Annotated in this window: 23 protein-coding genes; 12 read left to right on the top strand and 11 right to left on the bottom strand. The window is 72.1% G+C overall.

Annotation, left to right across the window (positions count from 1 at the left end; translation table 11 throughout):
* Positions 1 to 2: 2 nt before the first annotated feature.
* The 6 genes from HII36_RS01150 to HII36_RS01125 are packed head-to-tail and all read left to right on the top strand — an operon-like array spanning position 3 to position 4952.
* Positions 3 to 551, top strand: coding sequence for a D-sedoheptulose-7-phosphate isomerase (locus tag HII36_RS01150; protein ID WP_173521108.1), 549 nt, complete (start codon positions 3 to 5; stop codon positions 549 to 551).
* Positions 548 to 1882, top strand: a complete 1335-nt coding sequence (locus HII36_RS01145; protein ID WP_173521107.1) for a PfkB family carbohydrate kinase — start codon at positions 548 to 550, stop codon at positions 1880 to 1882. Before HII36_RS01150 ends, HII36_RS01145 begins: the two co-directional genes overlap by 4 nt.
* Positions 1879 to 2553 (top strand): SDR family oxidoreductase, encoded by a 675-nt coding sequence (locus tag HII36_RS01140; RefSeq protein ID WP_173521106.1) that lies wholly within the window; start codon positions 1879 to 1881, stop codon positions 2551 to 2553. Before HII36_RS01145 ends, HII36_RS01140 begins: the two co-directional genes overlap by 4 nt.
* Entirely contained in the window at positions 2544 to 3416 is an 873-nt protein-coding gene (locus HII36_RS01135; RefSeq protein ID WP_173521105.1) for a glycosyltransferase family 9 protein, read from the top strand. The genes HII36_RS01140 and HII36_RS01135 overlap by 10 nt, the downstream gene beginning before the upstream one ends.
* The gene (locus HII36_RS01130; RefSeq protein ID WP_173521104.1) at positions 3413 to 4372 is read left to right on the top strand and encodes a UDP-glucuronic acid decarboxylase family protein; all 960 of its coding nucleotides are present in this window, start codon (positions 3413 to 3415) and stop codon (positions 4370 to 4372) included. Before HII36_RS01135 ends, HII36_RS01130 begins: the two co-directional genes overlap by 4 nt.
* A gap of 7 nt (positions 4373 to 4379) precedes the next feature.
* Positions 4380 to 4952, top strand: coding sequence for a cysteine hydrolase family protein (locus HII36_RS01125; RefSeq protein WP_173521103.1), 573 nt, complete (start codon positions 4380 to 4382; stop codon positions 4950 to 4952).
* A gap of 26 nt (positions 4953 to 4978) precedes the next feature.
* Here HII36_RS01125 and mshC read toward each other — a convergent pair whose 3' ends face one another.
* Genes mshC through HII36_RS01100 form a run of 5 tightly spaced genes read right to left on the bottom strand, consistent with a single transcriptional unit; the run spans position 4979 to position 8919 of the window.
* Positions 4979 to 6202, bottom strand: a complete 1224-nt coding sequence (gene mshC / locus HII36_RS01120) for a cysteine--1-D-myo-inosityl 2-amino-2-deoxy-alpha-D-glucopyranoside ligase (RefSeq protein ID WP_173521102.1) — start codon at positions 6200 to 6202, stop codon at positions 4979 to 4981.
* A 10-nt stretch (positions 6203 to 6212) separates the two neighbouring features.
* The gene (locus HII36_RS01115; RefSeq protein WP_173521101.1) at positions 6213 to 6863 is read right to left on the bottom strand and encodes an NRDE family protein; all 651 of its coding nucleotides are present in this window, start codon (positions 6861 to 6863) and stop codon (positions 6213 to 6215) included.
* Between the two features lie 47 nt (positions 6864 to 6910).
* Positions 6911 to 7678, bottom strand: coding sequence for an SCO1664 family protein (locus HII36_RS01110; RefSeq protein WP_173521100.1), 768 nt, complete (start codon positions 7676 to 7678; stop codon positions 6911 to 6913).
* Positions 7675 to 8223 carry a DUF3090 domain-containing protein gene (locus HII36_RS01105; RefSeq protein ID WP_173521099.1) on the bottom strand — a complete coding sequence of 183 codons (549 nt, stop codon included), beginning with the start codon at positions 8221 to 8223 and terminating at the stop codon, positions 7675 to 7677. The genes HII36_RS01110 and HII36_RS01105 overlap by 4 nt, the downstream gene beginning before the upstream one ends.
* Positions 8224 to 8232: 9 nt before the next feature.
* The gene (locus HII36_RS01100; RefSeq protein ID WP_173521098.1) at positions 8233 to 8919 is read right to left on the bottom strand and encodes an MSMEG_4193 family putative phosphomutase; all 687 of its coding nucleotides are present in this window, start codon (positions 8917 to 8919) and stop codon (positions 8233 to 8235) included.
* A gap of 64 nt (positions 8920 to 8983) precedes the next feature.
* On the opposite strand from HII36_RS01100, the gene HII36_RS01095 reads away from it, so the two are divergent.
* The gene (locus HII36_RS01095; protein WP_173521097.1) at positions 8984 to 9931 is read left to right on the top strand and encodes an aldo/keto reductase; all 948 of its coding nucleotides are present in this window, start codon (positions 8984 to 8986) and stop codon (positions 9929 to 9931) included.
* Positions 9932 to 10058: 127 nt separating this feature from the next.
* On the top strand, positions 10059 to 10910 hold the full coding sequence (locus HII36_RS01090) for a hypothetical protein (RefSeq protein ID WP_173521096.1): 852 nt from the start codon (positions 10059 to 10061) through the stop codon (positions 10908 to 10910).
* A gap of 91 nt (positions 10911 to 11001) precedes the next feature.
* On the opposite strand, the gene fabI is transcribed toward HII36_RS01090, so the two are convergent.
* Positions 11002 to 11766: an enoyl-ACP reductase FabI gene (gene fabI / locus HII36_RS01085; protein WP_173521095.1), complete on the bottom strand. Its 765-nt coding sequence runs from the start codon at positions 11764 to 11766 to the stop codon at positions 11002 to 11004.
* A 1-nt stretch (position 11767) separates the two neighbouring features.
* Positions 11768 to 12463, bottom strand: a complete 696-nt coding sequence (gene fabG, locus HII36_RS01080) for a 3-oxoacyl-ACP reductase FabG (RefSeq protein WP_173521094.1) — start codon at positions 12461 to 12463, stop codon at positions 11768 to 11770.
* Between the two features lie 77 nt (positions 12464 to 12540).
* On the opposite strand from fabG, the gene HII36_RS01075 reads away from it, so the two are divergent.
* Both HII36_RS01075 and HII36_RS01070 read left to right on the top strand, forming a co-directional pair.
* Complete coding sequence (locus HII36_RS01075) at positions 12541 to 14034, top strand: TldD/PmbA family protein (RefSeq protein WP_173521093.1); 1494 nt, start codon at positions 12541 to 12543, stop codon at positions 14032 to 14034.
* A 23-nt stretch (positions 14035 to 14057) separates the two neighbouring features.
* Entirely contained in the window at positions 14058 to 15413 is a 1356-nt protein-coding gene (locus tag HII36_RS01070) for a metallopeptidase TldD-related protein (protein WP_173521145.1), read from the top strand.
* Between the two features lie 58 nt (positions 15414 to 15471).
* Here HII36_RS01070 and HII36_RS01065 read toward each other — a convergent pair whose 3' ends face one another.
* Positions 15472 to 16539: a linear amide C-N hydrolase gene (locus HII36_RS01065; protein ID WP_173521092.1), complete on the bottom strand. Its 1068-nt coding sequence runs from the start codon at positions 16537 to 16539 to the stop codon at positions 15472 to 15474.
* Between the two features lie 344 nt (positions 16540 to 16883).
* Positions 16884 to 17096 (bottom strand): dodecin, encoded by a 213-nt coding sequence (locus HII36_RS01060; RefSeq protein ID WP_173521091.1) that lies wholly within the window; start codon positions 17094 to 17096, stop codon positions 16884 to 16886.
* 99 nt (positions 17097 to 17195) lie between these two features.
* On the opposite strand from HII36_RS01060, the gene HII36_RS01055 reads away from it, so the two are divergent.
* Positions 17196 to 17510, top strand: coding sequence for a DUF3099 domain-containing protein (locus tag HII36_RS01055; protein WP_173521090.1), 315 nt, complete (start codon positions 17196 to 17198; stop codon positions 17508 to 17510).
* Positions 17511 to 17822: 312 nt separating this feature from the next.
* On the opposite strand, the gene HII36_RS58490 is transcribed toward HII36_RS01055, so the two are convergent.
* Positions 17823 to 18902, bottom strand: coding sequence for an NTP transferase domain-containing protein (locus HII36_RS58490; RefSeq protein WP_328807541.1), 1080 nt, complete (start codon positions 18900 to 18902; stop codon positions 17823 to 17825).
* A 976-nt stretch (positions 18903 to 19878) separates the two neighbouring features.
* Positions 19879 to 20868, bottom strand: coding sequence for a GTP 3',8-cyclase MoaA (gene moaA / locus HII36_RS01040; RefSeq protein ID WP_173521089.1), 990 nt, complete (start codon positions 20866 to 20868; stop codon positions 19879 to 19881).
* Positions 20869 to 21090: 222 nt separating this feature from the next.
* On the opposite strand from moaA, the gene HII36_RS01035 reads away from it, so the two are divergent.
* Entirely contained in the window at positions 21091 to 22245 is a 1155-nt protein-coding gene (locus HII36_RS01035) for an RtcB family protein (protein WP_173521088.1), read from the top strand.
* Positions 22246 to 22250: the final 5 nt, after the last annotated feature.

Here is a 22250-nt window from a genome sequence, read left to right as displayed (position 1 = left end):
CGATGGACACGCATCTCGAAAAGCTGTGGAACACCCTGGAGAAGGTCGACGACCACGCGGTCACCGTCCGGGCCTGGGGCGGCAAGCTGGCCGGGGTCCTGTCGGCCGGGGGCAGGCTGCTCGCCTGCGGCAACGGCGGCTCGGCCGCCGAGGCCCAGCACCTGACGGCCGAGCTGGTCGGCAGGTTCAGGGCCGACCGGCGGCCGTACGCGGCGATCCCGCTGCACGCCGACGGCTCCTCGATGACCGCGATCGCCAACGACTTCGGCCACGACGAGGTCTTCGCCAGGCAGGTGCAGGCGCACGGCCGTCCGGGTGACGTGCTGGTGTGCCTGTCGACCAGCGGCGGCAGCGCCAACGTGCTGGCCGCGGCGCGGGCCGCGCAGGCGTGCGGCATCCTCGCCTGGGGTCTGACCGGGCCCGCGCCGAACCCGCTGGCCGCGCTGTGCGACGAGACGATCGCGGTGCCCGCCGAGGAGACCGCGACCGTGCAGGAAGTGCACCTCGCCATGATCCACATGCTCTGCGACGCCGTGGAGGAGGCCCTGTGACCGCACCGCTCGTCGTCGTCGGCGACACGTTGCTCGACGTGGACGTCGACGGCGAGGCCGACCGGCTGTGCCCGGACGCCCCGGTTCCCGTCGTGGACGTGGCGGCCGAGCACGCCCGCCCCGGCGGGGCCGGGCTGGCGGCGCTGCTGGCCGCCCGCGACGGCGCGGACGTGGTGCTGATCACCGCGATCGGCGACGACCCCGAGGGGCACCGCCTGTGCGGGCTGCTGTCGGAGGAGGTCGAGCTGGTACGGCTGCCGCTGCACGGCCGCACCGCCGGCAAGAGGCGGATCAGGTCGAGAGGCCAGACGCTGCTGCGGCTCGACACCGGCGACGGCCGGGCCAGGCCCGTCGACTCGCCCGAGGCGGCCCGGGCGCTCGCGGCGGCCGGGGCGGTGCTGGTCTCCGACTACGGCAGGGGCGTGGCCAGGATGGCGCGCGAGCTGCCGGGCCGGACCGGGGCGCCGGTGGTGTGGGATCCGCACCCGCGCGGTGAGCGTCCCGCGCCCGGCTGCGCGCTGCTGACGCCCAGCGAGTCCGAGGCGGGGCGGCTCTGCTCGACCGGCTACCGCGGCCCCGACCAGGCGGCCCGCCACCTGGTGCGTGAGCTGCGGGCGAAGGCGGTGGCCGTCACGGCGGGAATGCGCGGGGCCTCCCTGGCCGTCCAGGGCGGCCCGCTCACCAAGATCCCCGCCCCGGTCACCGCATCGGGGCAGGACGTGTGCGGCGCCGGCGACAGGCTCGCCGGCGCCGCCGCGCTCGCGCTGCGTGACGGCGCGGACGTGACGGAGGCGGTCACCCTCGGCGTCGGCGAGGCCTCGGCCTTCGTCGAGCGCGGGGGCGCCGCCGCCGTCCGCATCACCGAGCAGCGGCTCGGCGACAGGCCGCGCACGGCGCTCGAGGTGGCCAAGCTCACCCGCGCCTACGGGGGCCGGCTGATCGCCACGGGCGGCTGCTTCGACCTGCTGCACGCCGGGCACGTGAGCCTGCTGCGGCGGGCCAGGGCGCTGGGCGACGCGCTGGTCGTCTGCGTCAACTCCGACGACTCGGTGCGCCGGCTGAAGGGCCCGACCAGGCCCATCGTGGACGTGCGCGACCGGGTCGAGGTGCTGCGGGCGCTCAGCTGCGTGGACGCGGTGCTGGTGTTCGACGAGGACACCCCGGCCGCCGCCATCGAGCTGCTGCGCCCGGACGCCTGGGTCAAGGGCGGCGACTACCAGGGGGAAGTCCTGCCCGAATCCGAGGTCCTCGGCAGGCTCGGCGCCGAGACCGTGGTGCTGAGCACGCTGCCGGGCCGATCCACCACCAATCTGATCAGGGAGATCCGATGAACGTTTTGATCACCGGGGGCGCATCCGGGCTCGGCCTGGCCACCGCCGAGGCCGTGGAGAAGGAGGGCTGGCGACCACTCGTCGTCGACGTGCGTGAGCCGGACCAGCGCTTCGAGCACGTCACCGCCGACCTGGCCGACCGGGCGCAGGCCGAGCGGGCCGTACGGGAGCTGGCCGAGCGGGCCGGCGGCCTGGACGCCGTCGTCACCGCGGCCGGCATCGACGCCTGCGGCCGGCTGGAGGACGTGCCCGCCGACGACTGGGAGCGGGTGATCAAGGTCAACCTGCTCGGCACGGCCTCGGTCGTGCGGGCGGCGCTGCCGTACCTGAAGCTGAGCCGCGGCCGGGTGGTCACGGTGGCCTCGACGCTCGGGCTGCGCCCGCTCAGCGACGCCTCGGCCTACAGCGCCTCGAAGTTCGGCGTGGTCGGGCTCACCCGGGCGCTGGCCATCGAGCTGCGCGGCCAGGTGGGGGTGACCCTGCTGGAGCCGGGCGGGATGCGCACGCCGTTCTTCGACGGCCGGCCCGAGCAGTACAAGCCGGGACCTGAGGCGGGGCTGAACGACCCGGCCGACGTCGCCAGGACCATCGTCTTCGCGCTCGGCCAGCCGGCCGGGTGCGAGGTGCGCGAACTCGTCGTCTGTCCGTCCACGGAGACATCATGGCCCTAGAACTGCTGGTGCTGCGCGGGCTCGGCCTGGGCGATCTGCTCACGGCCGTGCCCGCGCTGCGGGCGCTGCGCCAGGCCTTCCCCAAGCACCGGATCACGCTGGCCGCGCCCGCATCGCTGAGCGCGTTGTTGCCGCTGACCTGCGCGGTGGACGACCTCGTCGACGTCTCGGGCCCGGGGCCCGTGCCGTTCGAGCGTCCCGACATCGCGGTGAACCTGCACGGGCGCGGGCCGCAGAGCGTCGAGGCGCTGCGGCGCACCGATCCCGGGCGGCTGATCAGCTACACCGTGGGTCCGCCCTGGCGCGAGGACGTGCACGAGGTGCGGCGCTGGTGCGAGCTGCTGGAGTGGCACGGCATCGCCACCGACCCCGAGGACCTGACGCTGGGCATCTCGGACAGGACGGGCCCGGTGATCGTGCATCCCGGCGCCGCCTACCCGGCCAGGCGCTGGCCGCCGGAGCGTTTCGCCGAGGTGGCCGCGAACCTGGACGACGTCGTCGTCACCGGCAACGCCGAGGAGGTGCCGCTGGCCAGGCGGGTGGCCGAGCTGGCCGGGCTGCCCGAGGAGCGGATGCTCGCCGGGCGCACCGCGCTGGCCGACCTGATCGACCTGGTCAGCAAGGCCAGGCTGGTGGTGTGCGGCGACACGGGCGTGGCGCATCTGGCGACGGCGTTCTGCGTGCCGTCGGTGGTGCTGTTCGGGCCGGTCTCGCCGGCTCGCTGGGGGCCGCCGCCCGGCTGGCGGCACGTGGCGCTGTGGGCGGGCAAGACCGGCGACCCGCACGGCCAGCGGCCCGACCCCGGCCTGCTGAAGATCGAGGTCTCCGAGGTCGTCGACGCCGCGCTGGAGGTCACCTCATGAGGGCCCTGGTCACCGGTGGCGCCGGTTTCCTCGGCTCCTACCTGTGCGAACGGCTGCTGGAGTCGGGCGCGGAAGTGGTCTGCATGGACAGCTTCCTGACCGGCGGGCCGCGTAACGTCGAGCATCTGATCGACCGGCCGGAGTTCCGCATCATCGAGTGCGACCTGACCGGGTACGTGCACGTGCCCGACCGGCTCGACCTGGTGCTGCACTTCGCCTCGGCCGCCTCGCCCGCCGACTACCTGCGCTATCCCATCGAGACGCTGCGGGTGGGCAGCGTCGGCACGCTGCACGCGCTCGGGCTGGCCAGGGAGAAGGGCGCCAGGTTCGTGCTGGCCTCCACCTCCGAGGTGTACGGCGACCCGCTGGAGCACCCGCAGAAGGAGACGTACTGGGGCAACGTGAACCCGGTCGGCCCGCGCAGCGTCTACGACGAGGCCAAGCGCTTCGCCGAGTCGCTGACCATCGCCTATCGGCAGGCCAGGGGCACCGACACCGGCATCGCGCGGATCTTCAACACCTACGGGCCGCGCATGCGCCCGTTCGACGGCCGGGCGATCCCGACGTTCATCAGGCAGGCGCTGCTGGGCGAGCCGATCACCATCACCGGCGACGGCACGCAGACCCGCTCCATCTGCTACGTGGACGACACGGTGTCGGGCATCCTGGCCCTGGCCAGGGGCGACTTCCCCGGCCCCGTCAACATCGGCAACCCGGACGAGCTGACCATGCTGGAGCTGGCCACGCTGATCAAGAAGCTGTGCGGGTCGTCGTCGGAGATCGTGTTCATCGACCGGCCCGCCGACGATCCGAAGGTCAGGCGTCCGGACACGACGCTGGCGCGCGAGCGGCTCGGCTGGCAGGCCCGAGTGCCCGCCGAGGAGGGCCTGGCCAGGACCATCGAGTGGTTCTCCGCCGAGCTGGCCGGGTACGAGCGGCTCGAAGCGCGGGTGTAGCGGGGCCGTGGCACGCGTCGCGATGATCGTCATCGACATGCTCAACCCGTACCGGCATCAGGACGCCGAGCGGCTGGGCGGCAGCGTCGCGTCGATCGTGAAAGAGCTGGGCGGGCTGATCGCGCGGGCGCACGAGCGCGACGACGTGGACCTGATCTACGTCAACGACAACTACGGCGACTTCGCGGCCACCAGGGAGGACCTGGTGGCGCGGGCGCTGGCCGGCGACCGGCCCGACCTGGTCGAGCCGGTGCTGCCGCCGCGCGACTGCCCGTTCCTGCCGAAAGTGCGCCACAGCGCGTTCTACGGCACCTCGCTGGAGTACCTGCTGCGCGCGCAGGGCGTGGAGAGCGTGCTGCTGACCGGTCAGGTGACCGAGCAGTGCGTGCTCTACAGCGCCCTGGACGCCTACATCAGGCAGTTCGCCATCATGGTGCCGCCGGACTGCGTGGCGGCCATCCACCCCGACCTCGGCCGGGCGGCGCTGCGCATGATGGAGCGCAACATGTCGGCCCGGGTCGTGCCCGCCGCCCGCTGCCTGCCGCCGGCGGCCCGGTCTTCCGCAGGCCGCCGGCGTTGACCGCCCGTGCCGATCAGCCGATCACATCAGAGCGCGACGCCGAGCAGCGCGTCGGCCAGGTCGCGCACCAGGGCGGGGGCGCCGGTGTCGGGCCCGCCGCCGACCAGCGCGGCCTCGGCCCAGGCGTCGATCGCGGCCAGCGCGCCGGGCGCGTCGAGGTCGTCGGCCAGGCGTTCGCGCACGGTGGCCAGCAGCTCGTCGGCGCGCGGCCCGGAGGCCAGCGCCACCGCCGAGCGCCACCGCGCCAGCCGCCGCTCGGCCTCGGCGATCTGGGCGGGGAAGTATTCCCAGTCGGCGCGGTAGTGGTGGGCCAGCAGCACCAGCCGCACCGCCATCGGGTCGTGCGCGGTGCGCAGCTTGGAGACGAAGACCAGGTTGCCCTTGGACTTCGACATCTTCTCGCCGTCGAGCGCGACCATGCCGGCGTGGGTGTAGAACTTGGCGAACGGCCACTCCCCCGTCGCCGCGTGGCCCTCCGAGGCGCCGCACTCGTGGTGGGGGAAGATCAGGTCGGAGCCGCCGCCCGCGACGTCGTAGCCGGCGCCCAGGTTGTCCAGGGCGATGGCGGTGCACTCGATGTGCCAGCCGGGGCGGCCGCGGCCCAGCTTCGACTCCCAGGCCGGCTCGCCGGGCCGCTCGGCCCGCCACAGCAGCCAGTCGAGCGGGTGGCGCTTGCCCGCCCGCTCGGGATCGCCGCCGCGCTCGGCGAACAGGGACAGCATCCGCGTCTCGTCGTAGCCGGAGACCTGGCCGAACTTGGGCGCGTCGGCGACGCTGAAGTAGACGTCGCCGTCGAGCACGTACGTCACGCCCTTGGCGGCCAGCCTGGCGATGAGGTCGGCGACCTGGCCGACGACCTCGGTGACGCCGACGTATTCGCGCGGCGGCAGGATCCGCAGCGCCTCCATGTCGGTGCGGAACAACTCGATCTCGCGCTCGGCCAGGTCCTGCCAGGCGACGCCGGTCTGCTCGGCCCGCTCCAGCAGCGGGTCGTCGACGTCGGTGGCGTTCTGGGTGTAGTGCACCTCGTGGCCGGCGTCGCGCCACATGCGGCCGACGAGGTCGAAGGCGAGGTAGGTGTTGGCGTGGCCGAGATGGGTGGCGTCGTAGGGGGTGATGCCGCAGACGTACATCCTGGCGGTCGGCCCCGGGTCGGTCTGCCGCACCTGCTCGGCCGCGGTGTCGTAGAGCCGCAGCGGGATGCTCTCACCTGGGAGCCTGGGAACATTCGGGGCAGACCACGATCTCATGACATCGAGCCTATCTGTCCCGATCAGCGGTCAGGTCGGTGAAGTCGTGCGTCACTTCGCCGGGCGCGAGCGTGACTCGCATCGCCGACAGCGAGGCGTAGACGCGGCCGTCGGGCGTGCTGTGCCGGACGAGCAGCGCGCCGGGCTCAGCGGACGGTTCCGCCCTGATCAGCTCGGCCCAGTCGGCGGCGGCCGAGAAGCGGGGCAGGTGGGCGACGACGCGCGGGCTGGCCGGGTCGAGGCCGCTGTTGACCACCATGCTGGTGCCGTCGGGCAGGGTGGCGGTGGTGAGGCGGACGCCGTCCCAGCTGAACATCCGGGCCGCGGTGAGGTCGGCGAGCACGAGGTGGAAGGGGTCGTAGCGGGTCAGGTCGACCTCGGGCAGGTCACCGGCGGCGACGGCGCGCAGCGCGAGGTCGCCGCGGGAGACCCTGGTGGTCTCCGGCGCGGGTTCGCCGTAGCCGTTGAGCAGGGCGGCGGCGCGGCAGCGGGCCGGGTCGACGGCCAGCCAGGTGCCGCCGGCCTTGAGGTCGCGCCCGCCGATCACGCCGGGGTATTCCGGCCAGTGCTCCCCCGGGCCCTCCCAGGGGCGGTCGGTGAGCTCGTCGCGGATGCCGAGGAGGGTGAGGGGCCGACCGGTTCGCACGATCAGAGTGCACATGGGGCAAAGGGTATTAAACCCATTTCACTGCGAAATTGCCGGGCCTCTCAGATCGGCGGCCAGGGGATGGCCGGCCAGCCCTCCGACGGGTACGGGTGCACCCCGGTGTCGAGCAGCCGCCTGACCCGCTGCCAGGTGGCCTCCACCTCGGCCAGGGTGAGCAGCTCGCGCAGCCGCCGGCCGAGCGCGCCGTGCTCGATGTCGCGTTCGAGCTTGGCCAGCACCGCGACCGCCTCGCGGGCCAGCGGCTTGCCGCGCCACTGCCACAGGACGGTGCGCAGTTTGTCCTCGACGGAGAAGCAGACCCCGTGGTCGACGCCGAAGACGTGCCCGGTGGACATGGGCAGCAGGTGGCCGCCCTTGCGATCGGCGTTGTTGATGATCGCGTCGAAGACCGCCATCCTGCGCACGACCGGGTTGCGGCTCTTGACCAGCCGCATCAGGTCGACCTCGCGTTCGGTGTCGATCCAGATCTGCACCATGCCGGGGCCGAAGGGGCCCTCGCGGTAGACGGTGGGCGGCACGATGCGCCAGCCGGTCGCCTGCGACACCTCGAACGCGGCCACCTCCCTGGCGGCGAGGGTGCCGTCGGGGAAGTCCCACAGCGGGCGCTCGCCGCGCACCGGCTTGTAGACGCAGGCGGCGCTGCGGTCGCCGAGCTTGATCGAGCAGTAGAGGGTCATGTTGGTGGCTTCGACCAGCCGGCCCGCCACCTCCAGGCGGCCGTCGCGCAGCAGCGTGAGCGCGCTCTCGTCGTGCAGCGGGGCCGACGGCGGCGATGGTTTGACTGCCGGTTCGCTCTCCGGAGCGGTCATGAAGCCGCCTCACCCCCGCGGTAGCCGTTGAGACGTACGCAGACATGCCCGGCGGCGTCGAGCGGTTGCCCGCACAACGGGCAGGGCGGGCGGCCCGCGGCGACGATCTGCAGCGCCCGCTGGGTGAACGCGCGCGCGGCCCCCGCGCTGATGCGCACCCGCAGCACCGCGGGATCGGGCGCGGCGAGATCATCCTCGTCGATGACCTCCTGCGCTTCGATCACCACCTGGGAACGCGCCTCGTCCCAGGCCAGCGCCATGGTTCCGACTCTGAAGTCCTCGGCCAGCGGGACGTCGAGCGGCTCGTCGTCGGCCAGGTCGGCGGGCGCGATGGCCGGGACGTGGGCGGTGCCCCCGCTCAGCCGCAGCACCTCGTCGAGCAGTTCGTCGAGCCTGCCCGCGAGCGCGGCGACCTGCAGCTTCTCGAGTGCCACCGTGGTCAGTCTGCCCTCGGCCCTGGCCTGCAGGTAAAAGACTCGTGCGCCCGGCTGCCCCAGGGCACCGGCGACGAATCTTTCCGGTGGGTCGTAGTCGAAGACCGGCATAGCCTGACCTTACGTGGTCCCGGGTCCGCCGCCGACGGCGGCATCGCTCCCGGTGATGTTTTCTCCCCCGTCTTTGTCCTCCGAATCCTGGAGAAGCCGCAATTCCCCCATATCGTTAAGCCTGAGGACAAAGGGGCGCAAGGGGGCATAGCGAATCACGGTGAGGGCCGCAGGATCGGCTGTTATCCGCTGAAACTGATCGAGATGGAGGCCCAAAGCGTCCGCGACGATCGCCTTGATGACGTCTCCGTGGCTGCAAACCAGGTAGATACCCTTATCTCCGAGGTGGTGATTCCACTCCCTGACCCCGGCGACGGCCCGGCGTTGCATATCGGCCAGAGACTCACCTTCCGGAAATGTCACGGCACTGGGGTGGGCCTGGACGACCGGCCACAGCGGCTCCTCGGCGAGTTCCTTCAGCGGCCGGCCGGTCCACGCGCCGTAGTCGCATTCGATGAAACGTTCGTCGGCCCGGACGCCGAGATCGCGTCCTTCCGCGACCGCCTGCGCCGTTTCCCGGCAGCGCTCCAGCGGACTGGAGACGATGGCGTCGAGCCTGACGCCCGCGACACGCGCGGCCAGTGCCGCCGCCTGCGCCCGTCCCTCCTCGCTCAGATGCACCCCGGGAGTACGGCCAGCCAGCACCGGCCCGGTGAGATGGGTCAGCCCGTGCCGGGCCAGAAGCAGCGTCGTCACCCCGCAAGTGTCGCAGGCGTCGATCACGACGTTTCATCCACCTGGGCGGTAACCTGGCGGGATCATGGAGCAGCGTTATGTCGGCCGCAGTGGCCTGTCGGTGTCCCGGCTGGGGCTCGGCACGATGACCTGGGGGCGTGACACCGACGCGGACGAGGCGGCCGCCCAGCTCCGCGCGTTCATGGACGCAGGGGGCACGCTCGTCGACACGGCCGACGTCTACACCGGCGGCGACGCCGAACGGCTGCTCGGCCGGATGCTGCGCGACTCGATGCCGCGCTCGGAGCTGGTGATCTCCACCAAGGCCGTGGTGACCCCGCAGGGCCGCCGCCCGCGCGACGCCTCCAGGCGGCACCTGATCGCCGCCGTCGACGACTCGCTGAACCGCCTCGGGCTCGACTACGTGGACCTGTGGCAACTGCACACCTACGACGCCGAGGTGCCGCTGGAGGAGACCCTGGCCGCGCTCGACGCGATCGTCTCCTCCGGCCGGGCGGTCTACGCGGGCGTGTGCGACTACACCGGCTGGCAGCTGGCCGCCGCCACCGTCACGCAGCAGATGATCCCCGGGCGCATCCCGATCACCGCCGCGCAGGCCGAATACTCGCTGCTGGCCCGCGAGCCCGAGCGCGAGCTGCTGCCGGCCGCCGCGCACCTGGGCGTGGGCGTGCTGGCCTGGTCGCCGCTCGGGCGCGGGGTGCTGACCGGCAAGTACCGCACCGGCATCCCGGCCGACTCGCGGGCCGCCACGCCGCACTTCGCCGACTTCGTCCGTCCCTATCTGGACGAGCGCAGCCGCCGGGTGGTCGAATCCGTCATGACCGCCGCCGACGGGCTCGGCGTCTCGCCGCTGGCCGTGGCCCTGTCGTGGGTGCGCGACCAGCCGGGGGTCGCCTCGGCCATCGTCGGCGCCAGAACGCACGCGCAGCTCAAAGGCGCGCTGCCGGCCGAGGACGTGGTGTTGCCGATTGAGATCCGCGAGGCGCTCGATGACGTTTCGTCCATCGACTGACGCGGAACGAGAGACACTCTCGCGTATCACGCGTCGATACCGAATCGCAACGTTAGCGGGAAAACACCTGCGTCTGACCCGCGAAATCCATAAAGATTTCCCCCGGAAGCGACGCAGGAGGGGACGGATGGGGACCAGGACCGCGATCTCAACCGGAGCACTCGCGGTGGCGCTGGCGGCGATTCCGATGGCGGCCCCGTCCGCCGCTGCCGACGACTGCGCGGGCGGCAAGGGCCTGCTGTCGGGCGTGACCAACGGGCTGTGCGACCTGCTCGACGGCGTCACCGGCACCGTCACCGGGACCGTCGGGCAGCTCACCGGCGGCGGTGACCAGAAGCAGCCCGAGACCAAGGGCGCCGAGGACACGGTGCACGAGACCGCCGACGACGTGCTCGGCACGGTCGGCGACGCGGTGCCCACGACCGGCCCGTCGAAGCCGGCCAAGACCGGCAAACCCCAGCCGACCGCCTCCGCGCTGCTGCCCGAGTCGTTGCCCGAGGTGTGCCTGCCGGTGCTGGCCTGCGGCGACCAGAGCGTGCTCAAGACGCTGACGCCGACCCCGACCCCGACCGCGACCCCCGCGACGCGCGGCCGGCCCAGCCGCGACGCCGCGGCCGTGCCCACCGCGAGCCCGGCCAGGCCGCCCGCCCGGCCGCAGCTCATCGACCCGGTGCCGCGCGCGATGCCCACCGAGCGCACCGGCGAGCGGCCCGCCACCGCCGATCCCGACGAGCCGCGGGTGGAGCTGCTGTGGCCCAACCCGTTCGCGCGCGAGCTCAGCGTGCCCATGCACGACCAGCGCGTGCGGGCCCGCCCGCCGGCCTCGGACGTGCTCGGCACGGCCCTCACCATCGCGCTGCTGGCCTCGGCGGTGCTGGCCGCGCGCATCGTGCAGCAGCGGCGCCAGCGCGAGGAGCCCAGCGAGTCGATCCCCTTCGAGCCCGCCCGGGCCGGCAGCGGCCGCCACCGCCTCGCCTGACCACCCTCTCGGGGCCGTGCGGGCGGTCTCGGCGTCAGGTGCGGGCGGTCGGCGTCAGGTGCGGGCGGCCGGCGTCAGGTGGTGCGGGCGGTCAGCCGCCGATGGCGTGGACGCCGCCGTCGACGTGCACGATCTCGCCGGTCGTCGCGGGGAACCAGTCGGACATCAGCGCCACGCACGCCTTCGCCGCCGGGACCGTGTCGCCCAGGTCCCACCCGAGCGGCGCCTTCTCCGGCCAGCTGTCCTCGAACTCCTTGAAGCCCGGGATCGACTTGGCCGCCATGGTGCGCAGCGGCCCCGCCGCCACCAGGTTGACCCGGATGTTCTGCTTGCCCAGGTCTCGGGCCAGGTAGCGGTTGCAGGACTCGAGCCCGGCCTTGGCCACGCCCATCCAGTCGTAGACCGGCCAGGCCTTGGAGGCGTCGAAGTCGAGGCCGACGACCGAGCCGCCCTCCTTCATCAGCGGCAGGCAGGCCACCGCCAGCGACTTGTACGAGTACGTGGAGATCTGCAGCGCGGTGGCCACGTCTTCCCACGAGGTGTTGAGGAAGTTGCCGCCGAGCGCGGTCTGCGGCGCGAAGCCGATCGAGTGCACGACGCCGTCGAGCCCGTCGACGTGCTCGCCCACCCGGGACGCCAGCGTGTCGAGGTGCTCGGTGTTCTGCACGTCGAGCTCGAGCACCGGGGCGGGCGCGGGCAGCCGCCTGGCGATGCGCTCGACCAGGCTGAGCCGGCCGAACCCGGTCAGCACCACCGTGGCGCCCTCCTCCTGGGCCAGCTTGGCCACCGAGAACGCGATGGACGCGTCGGTGAGCACGCCGGTCACCAGGATCCGCTTGCCTTCGAGAAGTCCCACGTCAGTGCCCCATTCCAAGTCCGCCGTCGACGGGGATCACGGCCCCGGTGATGTAGGAGGCGTCGTCGCCCGCCAGGAAGCGGACCACCCGCGCGACCTCCTCGGGCGAGGCCTGCCGCCCGAGAGGGATGTTCTTGACGATGGCCTCCTGGTCGAGGTCGGCCGTCATGTCGGTGGCGACGAAGCCGGGCGCGACGACGTTGACCATGATGTTGCGCGAGCCGTATTCGCGCGCCAGGGAGCGGGCGAAGCCGATGAGGCCGGCCTTGGAGGCGGCGTAGTTGGACTGCCCCGCCTGGCCGAGCATGGCGATGACGGAGGAGACCAGGACGATCCGCCCGCGCTTGAGCTTCATCATGGGCCTGATCGCCCGCTTGGCCACGCGGTAGGCGCCGGTCAGGTTGGCGTCGACGACGTCGGTGAAGGTGTCTTCCTTCATCATGGCCAGCAGGGTGTCCTTGGTGATGCCCGCGTTGGAGACGAGCACCTCGACCGGGCCGTGCTCGGCCTCGACCTTGTCGAAGGCGGCCTCGACGTCGGCCATGCTGGTGACGTCGCAGCGGACGCCGAACAGGCCCTCCGGCGGCTCCCCCGATCGGTAGGTGACCGCGACGGCGTCGCCTGCCGCGGCGAGTTCACGGGCGATCGCGAGGCCTATGCCGCGATTGCCCCCGGTTACGAGTACAGAGCGTGCCATGGCATCTGACGCTATCTGCTACCCGCCGGTATCCGCTTGTCCGGGTGACACAAGATCACGGCGCTAGGATCGTGGACATGCGCCAGATCGATCCCGACTTCCTGCGGCTGCCGCTCAGGCGACTCGCGGACGCTGCCTTGCAGCGCGCTCGCGACCTCGGCGCCGAGCACGCCGACTTCCGGCTCGAACGCGTCAGAGCCGAGACACTCAGTCTCTACGACGCCCGGCTCGAAGGCGCCATGGACGCCGACGACCTGGGCTACGCCGTCCGCGTCGTCAAGGGCGGCACGTGGGGGTTCGCCGCGGGCATCGTCCTGACGCCCGAGGCCGCGGCCGAGGTGGCCGAGCAGGCGGTGCGGGTGGCCGAGGTGAGCGCGCCGATCAATCGCGAGCCCATCGAGCTGGCGCCCGAGCCGGTGCACGGCGAGGCGGTGTGGGTGTCGGCCTACGACGTCGACCCGTTCGAGGTGCCGCAGGCGGAGAAGGTGAGCCTGCTGGCCGAGTGGTCGGCCGGGCTGCTCAAGGGCGCCGACCACGTCTCGGCGCGACTGCTGCAGGTCAAGGAGCAGAAGTTCTACGCCGACACGGCCGGCACGGTCACCACGCAGCAGCGCGTGCGCGTGCACCCCGCGCTGAACGCGATGAAGGCGGCGGCGAGCGGCTTCGACGACATGTCCACCATCGCGCCGCCGGTCGGCCGCGGCTACGAATACCTCACCGGCACCGGCTGGGACTGGCAGGCCGAGCTGGCCCAGCTGCCCGAGCTGCTGGCCGAGAAGCTGGCCGCGCCTTCGGTCGAGGCCGGCGACTACGACCTGGTGATCGACCCGTCCAACCTGTGGCTGACCATCCACGAGTCGATCGGCCACGCCACCGAGCTGGACCGGGCGCTGGGCTACGAGGCGGCCTACGCCGGCACCAGCTTCGCCACCTTCGACCAGCTCGGCGAGCTGGTCTACGGCTCGCCGCTGATGAACGTCACCGGCGACCGCACGGTCACCCACGGCCTGGCCACGATCGGCTTCGACGACGAGGGCGTGCAGGGGCAGAGCTTCGACATCGTCAGGGACGGCATCCTGGTCGGCTACCAGCTCGACCGGCGGATGGCGCTGATGAAGGGGTTCGGGCGCTCCAACGGGTGCGCGTTCGCCGACTCGCCCGGCCACATGCCGATCCAGCGCATGGCGAACGTGTCGCTCGCGCCCGCGCCCGGCGGGCCGTCCACCGAGGAGCTGATCTCCGGGGTCGAGCGGGGGATCTTCATCGTCGGCGACAAGAGCTGGTCGATCGACATGCAGCGCTATAATTTTCAATTTACTGGTCAACGGGCGTACAAGATCCAGAACGGGCGGCTGGCCGGCCAGGTGCGCGACTTCGCCTACCAGGCCACCACGACCGACTTCTGGCAGTCGATGGAGGCCGTCGGCGGCCCAGAAACGTACGTGCTGGGCGGCGCGTTCAACTGCGGCAAGGGCCAGCCGGGCCAGGTCGCTCCGGTCAGCCACGGCTGCCCGTCGGCGCTGTTCAAGGGCGTCAGGATTCTCAACACCGTGCAGGAGGGCGGGAAGTGAGCCAGACCGGTAACCCGCAGGAGATGGTCGACAAGGCGCTGGAGCTCAGCCGGGCCGACGGCTGCGTGGTGCTCGTGGACGAGGGTTCCACCGCGAACCTGCGTTTCGCGGGCAACACGCTCACCACCAACGGCGTCGCCCGGTCCGCCCGGCTGACCGTGATCTCGATCGCGGGCCAGGGCGTCGGCGTCGTGTCCCGCGCGGCGGTACGTCCCGACCAGCTCGCCGACGTGGTGGCCGCGGCCGACCAGGCCGCGCGCGACGCCCAGCCCGCCGAGGACGCCCGCGCGCTCGTCGAGGGCGTGCCCGCCTCGCCGTCGTGGGGCGAGGAGGTGCGGCCCACCGACATCGGGGTGTTCGAGGGGTTCGCGCCCGCGCTGGGCGAGGCGTTCGCCGCCGCCGAGTCCGGCGGCAGGAAGCTGTACGGCTTCGCCGAGCACTCGCTCACCACGACGTTCCTGGGCACGTCCACCGGGCTGCGGCTGCGGCACGACCAGCCGACGGGCAAGCTGGAGCTGAACGCCAAGTCCGGCGACATGAAGCGCTCGGCCTGGACCGGCGTGTCCACCGAGGACTTCACCGACGTCGACGTGGCCGCGCTCGACGCCGGGCTGGCGCAGCGGCTCGAATGGGCCAAGACGCGGGTCGACCTGCCCGCCGGCCGCTACGAGACGCTGCTGCCGCCGAGCGCGGTGGCCGACCTGATGATCTACGCGTTCTGGTCGTCGGGCGCGCGCGACGCGCTCGACGGGCGTTCGGTCTACGCCAAGCCCGGCGGCGGCACCCGGGTGGGCGAGCAGCTGGCCACGCTGCCGATCACGCTGTCCAGCGACCCGGCCGCCGCGGGCATCGCGTGCGCGCCGTTCGTCACCGCGCACGCCTCCGGCCGCGACAGCTCGGTGTTCGACAACGGGCTGCCGCTCGCCGCCACCGACTGGATCAGCGCGGGCACCCTGCGCTCGCTGCTGCAGACCCGCTACTCGGCCGAACTCAGCGGGCTCGACGCGACCCCCGGCATCGACAACCTGATCATGACCGGGCCGGCCGGCGGGCGCTCGCTGGAGGAGATGATCGCCTCGACCGAGCGCGGCCTGCTGGTCACCTGCCTGTGGTACATCCGCGAGGTCGACCCGCAGACCCTGCTGGTGACCGGGCTGACCCGCGACGGGGTCTACCTGGTCGAGCACGGCGAGGTCGTGGGCGAGGTGAACAACTTCAGGTTCAACGAGAGCCCGATCGACCTGCTCGGGCGCGTCAGCGAGGTGGGGGCGAGCGAGCGGACGCTGCCGCGCGAGTGGAACGACTACTTCCAGCGCACGGTGATGCCGGCGGTGCGGGTGCCCGACTTCAACATGTCCACGGTCAGCCAGGCGAGCTGACACGGGTCCGCTCGGTCGAGCGGGGTGAGCCGACCCGGGGTTCCGCGGGCCCGCGGGGTCAGCCGGGTGAGACGAGCCTGGCGCGGGCGCCGTGGCGCACCGCCTCGGCGCTGGGCAGGGTGAGCACCTTGTCCCAGCGCTGGGCGGTGACCACGCGGGCGGTGCCCGATTCGAGGTCGTAGACCACGCTCCAGCGGGTGTGCGGCTGGGCCACCCGCTGGAGCAGGTCGAACGCCTTCGCATCGGCGGCGCCGCGCGCGAGGATGGAGTACCGGGTGTCGGCCATCTTGGTGTCGCGGTCGGCGCCGGTCATCGTGATGTTGGTGAGGAACCGGTCGTCGATCACGTTCAGCCGGCCCTGGCCGTACTCCACGACCACCGACCGGCCCGACCGGTCGGCGATCAGGTAGTGCAGCTCGACCCCGTCGGGGAACTCGACGTTGTAGCGGCGCATCACCGCGACCGCCTCATCGACGGTGGCGGCCTGGTCGAGCATCAGCCTGATGACCCGCACGCCGGTGACCGTGACCTTGCCCGGGTCCTTGGCCGGCAGCTCGGCGTCGGGGGCCGCGGCCAGCCCGATGGCCAGGCCCTTCTCGTTGACGCCGTCGAACGGCGCCAGCACCGCGTGCGCCAGCCTGCGCCTGTCGCCGGGATCCCGCAGATCGGCCGGGCGGGCGCCGTCAAGCAGGTACGAGACGTCGACCAGCGACATGGACGCGTAGCCGTCGGGCGGATCGGCGTGGACGACCATGGCCGGGTTGGGCTGCCAGTCGAAGTTCCTGCCGAACTCGGTGCCGCGGGCGAACAGCGAGCAGGCCCAGCCGTCGGCCGGGCGGGCCAGTTCCTCCTTGGTGAGCGGGGCCTCGGCGTCGTAGTCGCCGTGGTAGGTCATCTCGTACAGCGGCAGGTCGTCCAGCCGGCGAAGGCTGGCGGTGGTGCGGTCGACGTCCTGCGCGGTCTGGCTGAGGGGCTGCCTGGCCTGCTGGGCGGGCTCCCGCCCCTGCTGGACCTCCTGGACGGCGCCCGAGCCCGTCCGCGGGCCGCTCGCGGCCTCGGACGCGCACGCCGTGCACGCCGCGCACAGGGCCAGCGCCAGTGACAACGCCACAGTACGGGTCCGCATGCTAGGCAGTCTCCCCTCAGGACGCCCGCCGTGTCACGTTTCACACAAAACCGTGACCCTCACCGCACCCCCGACCCCTTCAGGCGCCGCGCCCGACCCTTTCAGGCGCCACGCCCGGCTCCTTCGGGCGCCACGCCCGGCTCCCTCAGGCACCAGGCCCGGCTCCCTCAGGCACCACGCCCGGCTCCCTCAGGCGCCATGCCGGGCGGGGCGGCCCGCGATGGGGCGTGGCCCGCCCGGCCGAGGCCCGGCCGAGGCCCGGCCGAGGCCGGTCGCAGGGGCCGCTGGGCGGGCCCTGACAGGGGCTACTGGGCAGGGGCCTTGTCAGGGACCGCCGGGCGGGGTCAGGTGTCTTCGAGCCGGAAGCCCACCTTCATGCCGACCTGGTAGTGGGCGATCTCCCCGTCCTCGATGTGCCCGCGCACCTCGGTCACCTCGAACCAGTCGAGGTGGCGCAGGGTCTGGGAGGCCCTTCTGATCCCGTTCTTGATGGCTTGATCGACACTCTCCCCCGATGTGCCGACTATCTCGGTCACCCGATACGTTCGATCTGTCATCTCCCTCTCCTCCTTACTCGAAGGCCATGATCGCATGACCCCCGCCGCCGCCCGGGTGCGCCGTCGCACCCCGCCCAACGTAGGTCTACGGTGGAAGGTATGAAGAGGTGGCGTAGAAGACAGGACGTCCACCAGGTCACGGACGCCAAGCCCTCACTGACCGACGACATCAAGCGGCGCGAGATCAGTTACCTCATCAAGATGGGCATCCGCACGCTGTGCCTGATCCTGGCCGTGGTGGTGCCCGTGCCGTGGCCGTACCGGCTGCTGTTCATCGCCGGTGCCGTCTTTTTGCCATACATAGCGGTAATCGGGGCCAATCAGCGCAGCGAGGACGCCCCGCCACCTACCTTTCAGAGCCCTGAGGCTAACCAAACCGAGATACCGCTGCATCGACGCGAGATCGGGTCGTGACTAAGTCTTGACGCATCCCACGGGTTGTAGGTGTACGCTTTAGCCAAGCGCTCCGGTCCCCCGTCGGAGTGCTGGTGCCGGCGTTCCGGGCCCCCGTCGGAACGCCGATGAAGCGACGCCGGGTGGTTTGCCCCCGTAACCACCCGGCGTCGCCCTTTTCCTGGGAAAATCGCTGTCTTGGACGATCCGTCCGATAGCCGCCGCAAGTTGGATAGGGCCGCTTTCCCGAAATCGTTTACACCCCGCCGACTCCCGACATTCTCAGGAAATCTTCAGGTTCGGCGGAGTTGACTTCAAGAGTTCGTTCGAGTGTCAACTGTCTGTCAGCGTCTCAGCGGTCGCTTCACCCCAGTTCTTCGCCAACGTGGTCAGCCGCGCGACCGCGTCGTCCGGCGCGGTGCCGGCGCCCTGGGCCAGCCCGAGCAGGTACGCCGTCAGGGGCGCGGCCGGCCTGGCCACCCCGTGGGCCACTTCCTTGGTCAGGTCCAGGATCAGGTCACGGTCCACCCGCGCCGGGTCGATGCCCAGTTCCTTGCAGACCAGCGCGGTCCACTCGTTCAGCACGTTCATGCGAGCCTCCTCCAGATCGTCCATTGTGTCGCAGTCGAACCACGGGCGGCCCGGCAGGCTCAGCCGCCGGGTCACCAGCGGGGCCAGCAGGCCGCGCAGGGAACGCCCGTCGTACCGGCTGAGCGCCGCACGCAGCCGCGCCGTGTCCCAGATACCGAACAACCACTGCTCACGCCCCAAGGCATCCACCACAACGGTGCCGCTGGCGGTGCTGCTGCCAGCGGTGCCGTTGCCAGGACCGGAACCATTGCCGAGACCGGGACCGGGGCCGGGACCAGGACCAGGGCCGGGACCAGGACCGGGACCGGGACCGTTGTCGGGACCCGAGCCGGGAGCCGGACCTGGGCCGGGAGCCGGACCTGGGCCGGGAGCCGGACTGGGAGCGGGGCCGTGACCGATGCCAGTGCCAGTGCCAGTGCCGATGCCAGTGCCGGTGCCAGTGCCGCGGCTGGGTCCGGTGTCGCGGCTGGGGCTGGGGCCACCGGGTTGGTCGTGCGTCGCGATCAGGGTTTCGACGTGGGCGGTGGTCAGGAAGGGCAGGTCACCGGCCAGCAGCAGGACCCTGGGTGCGGTGACCTGGTCGAGTCCGGCGGCCAGCGCGGGCACCGGGCCGCCGCGCGGCGGGTCCTCGCGGACGAAGACCACCCCGGACAGGTCACGCTCGGGGCCCACCACGATCACCCGCCGGGCTCCGGACGAGGCCGCCACCACGGTGCCTACCAGCGTCTTTCCGCCGACGGCCAGCCCCGGCTTGTCGACGCCACCCAGCCGCCTGGCCGCGCCACCAGCCAGGATCACCGCGTCGTATTCCTCGCGCACCATCCCACCGTACGCACCGACACCGGCGGCCGTTCGCTTGGCGCCCCCTTCGCCGGTGCCATTCGCCCGGTGCCCATTCGCCCGACGCCCATTCGCCCGACGCCCCTTCGCGTGATGCCCCTTCGCATGGTGCCGTTCGCCGCGTTCGCATGATGCCGTTCGTCTGAGGACTCCGGATTGCGGTGCTACGGGGGTGGCAAGCCGTTCCGGCCGATCGCCACCGCGATGCGCGCCTGGCTCCGGGCCGCGCCCCCGCCATTGGCGTGCCGGAAGCCGATGCGGCTCACCTGCGCCGTCCCGGGAGCGACGACCCGATCCGGGCATCCGCGACTCCTGCCCGTACTCGGGAGCGCGTTTCGGGGCGCCGTTCAGGGGCCGCGACTCATGCCCGCGCCCGGGAGCGACGTCCCGTTCGAGGGATCCGCGACTCCTGCCCGTACTCCACTGCGCTCGTGCTCGTGGCTCCGGGGCCGCGGCGAGCGTGTGGAAGGCCGTGGAGCGACCGCGCCATGCCGGGGGTGATGCGGCGCGTCTCGGACCGCCTCGTCGTGGCTGGGCTCGCTGAGCGCCGCCTGGAGCGCCGCTCCCCGCGGACCGCGGGACCGACGCCCTGGCCGGGTGCGGCTGCGGGCGGCGACCGGGGTGGCGGCCCGGTTCTCGCGGTCTTCCCCCCGACGGGCTCGGGGCCTGGGCGGCGCCCAGCGGCGGCGGATCTCCTCGCGGGGCGCCTGGGGTCAGGTCCGTGGCGCTGCCGAACAGCCAAGGCCGCTGCCTGCCGGGATCAGCCGTAGTCAGCCCCGTCCCACCGCGAACCGTGGTCAGCCGTTGCCGACCGCGATCCGCGGTCCGCCGCGTCCCGCCGCAGTCACTCGCCGCGGCAAGCCGGAATCGGCCGCGTCCTGCCACGAGCTGTGGTCAGCCGCAGGAGGCTGCGTCCCGCAACAAGCCGCAGTCCGCCGCGTCCCGCCGAGAACCGCGGTCAGCCGCCGATGGCGGACATGGGGCGGGCCGGTTGGAGGAAGGACGGGTCGTCGATGCCGTGGCCGGCGCGCTTGCGGGCGACGGCGGTCAGCCAGCGCTCGGCCAGTTCCGCGTCCGTCGCGCCCGCGCGCATGGCGCTCTTCAGGTCGGACTCCTCCGTGGCGAACAGGCAGTTGCGCACCTGGCCGTCGGCGGTCAGCCGGACGCGGTCGCAGGCGCCGCAGAACGGCCGCGTCACCGAGCCGATCACGCCGACCCTGGCCGGGCCGCCGTCGACCAGGAACCGCTCGGCCGGGGCGCTGCCGCGCTCCTCCAGGTCGTCGGCGCTGAGGTCGAAGGAGGCCGACAGCAGGTCGAGGATCTCGTCGGCGGTGACCATGGTGTCGCGGCTCCAGCCGTGCTGGGCGTCGAGCGGCATCTGCTCGATGAAGCGCAGCTCGTAGCCGTGGTCGAGACAGAAGCGCAGCAGCGGCACCGCCTCGTGCTCGTTGACGCCACGCATCAGCACCGCGTTGACCTTCACCGGACGCAGCCCGGCGGCGTCTGCGGCGGCCAGGCCGGCGATGACGTCGGCGTGCCTGTCGCGGTGCGCGAGCCGCTTGAACGCGGCCGGATCGAGCGTGTCGAGCGAGACGTTGACCCGGTCGAGACCGGCGGCGGCCAGCGGCTCGGCCAGCCGGGCCAGGCCGATGCCGTTGGTGGTCAGCGACACCTGCGGCCTGGGCCGCAGCGCGGTGGTGCGGGCGACGATGTCGACCAGCTCGCGCCGCAGCAGGGGTTCGCCGCCGGTGTAGCGCACCTCGGTGATGCCGAGCTGCTCGACCCCGATGGTGACCAGCCGGACGATCTCGTCGGCGGTCAGCAGTTGCGCGTTCGGCAGCCAGTCGAGGCCCTCGGGCGGCATGCAGTACGTGCAGCGCAGGTTGCACTTGTCCGTGAGGGACACCCGAAGATCCGTCGCCACCCGTCCGAACGAGTCTCGCAACATGGGGCGTCACCTCCTTTTCTCTCGCCAGGTGGCCAGACTACGACGCCCATCGGCGGGTACTCAAAATCACCTCACCTCCCCACAACAACACGGCCTCCCGTAGATCGATTCCTTGTGGAATCACCCAAGAGCGGCGGGGCCCGGGTGGCGGGCGTAAATGAGTGGGGTTTTCCGGACCGGTCCGGGCAGACTGGATCTCGAACGAGTGAGGAGAAACCACCCATGCCGTACCAGCCCGCACCGAACCTGCTGTCGTGGGCCAGCGAGATCGACGAAGGCACGATCGAGCAGGCCGCGCGTGCCGCCCGCCTGCCCATCGTGTCCGGACACGTCGCTCTCATGCCCGACGCGCACGTGGGAATCGGCGCCACGGTCGGCTCCGTGATCCCCACCGAGGGCGCGATCATCCCGTCCGCGGTGGGCGTCGACATCGGCTGCGGCATGGTCGCGACCGAGACCACGCTGACCGCGGCCGACCTGCCCGACACGCTCGACGCGCTGATGCCGCTGGTCGAGCGGCGCATCCCGGCCGGCGTCGGCAAGGGGCACGAGGACCCGGCGGTGGACCGCGCGCTGCGCGACCTCGGCCGGCCGCACACGGAGCTGACGCCCCGGCAGGAGGAGAAGGTCGCCACCCAGTTCGGCACGCTCGGCTCGGGCAACCACTTCGTGGAGGTCTGCCTGGACGAGCGCGACCGGGTCTGGACGGTGCTGCACTCAGGTTCGCGCGGCATCGGCAACCAGCTCGCCACCAAGCACATCACCGACGCCAAGAAGCTGATGCGGCGTCAGGAGGTCGGGCTGGAGGACCCGGACCTGGCCTACCTGGTGCAGGGTTCGCCCGAGTTCGAGGCGTACATCGAGGACATGCTGTGGTCGCAGCACTACGCGATGGCCTCGCGGGCGCGCATGGACAGGGCGCTGGTCAGCGCGTTGTTCTTGGTCGTCGGCACCGGTGAGCGGGTACGCACCATCAACTGCCACCACAACTTCACCCAGCTCGAGACGCATCACGGCAAGGACCTGTGGATCACCCGCAAGGGCGCGATCAAGGCCGACCGCGGGGACGAGGGCGTGATCCCGGGGTCCATGGGGGCGCAGTCATACATCGTGAGCGGGCGGGGGAACCCCGAGTCGTACAACTCGTGCGCGCACGGGGCGGGGCGGCGGATGTCGCGTACCAAGGCCAAGAAGCAGCTCTCTGCGGCGTCGCTGCGTGAGGTGATGCGCGGGCGGACCTGGAACAAGGATCGGGCGGCCGCGCTGGTGGACGAGCACCCGGACGCCTACAAGTCGATCGACCAGGTGATGGAGGACCAGAAGGACCTGGTCAAGGTGCAGCACACGCTCAGGCAGGTGTTCAACTACAAGGGCTGAGCGCC

Origin of the sequence: Nonomuraea antri (genome assembly GCF_013283785.1) — a bacterium.
Taxonomy (GTDB): domain Bacteria; phylum Actinomycetota; class Actinomycetes; order Streptosporangiales; family Streptosporangiaceae; genus Nonomuraea; species Nonomuraea antri.
The sequence above is the reverse complement of the archived record's forward strand: the minus strand, read 5'-3'. Positions and strand labels throughout refer to the sequence as shown.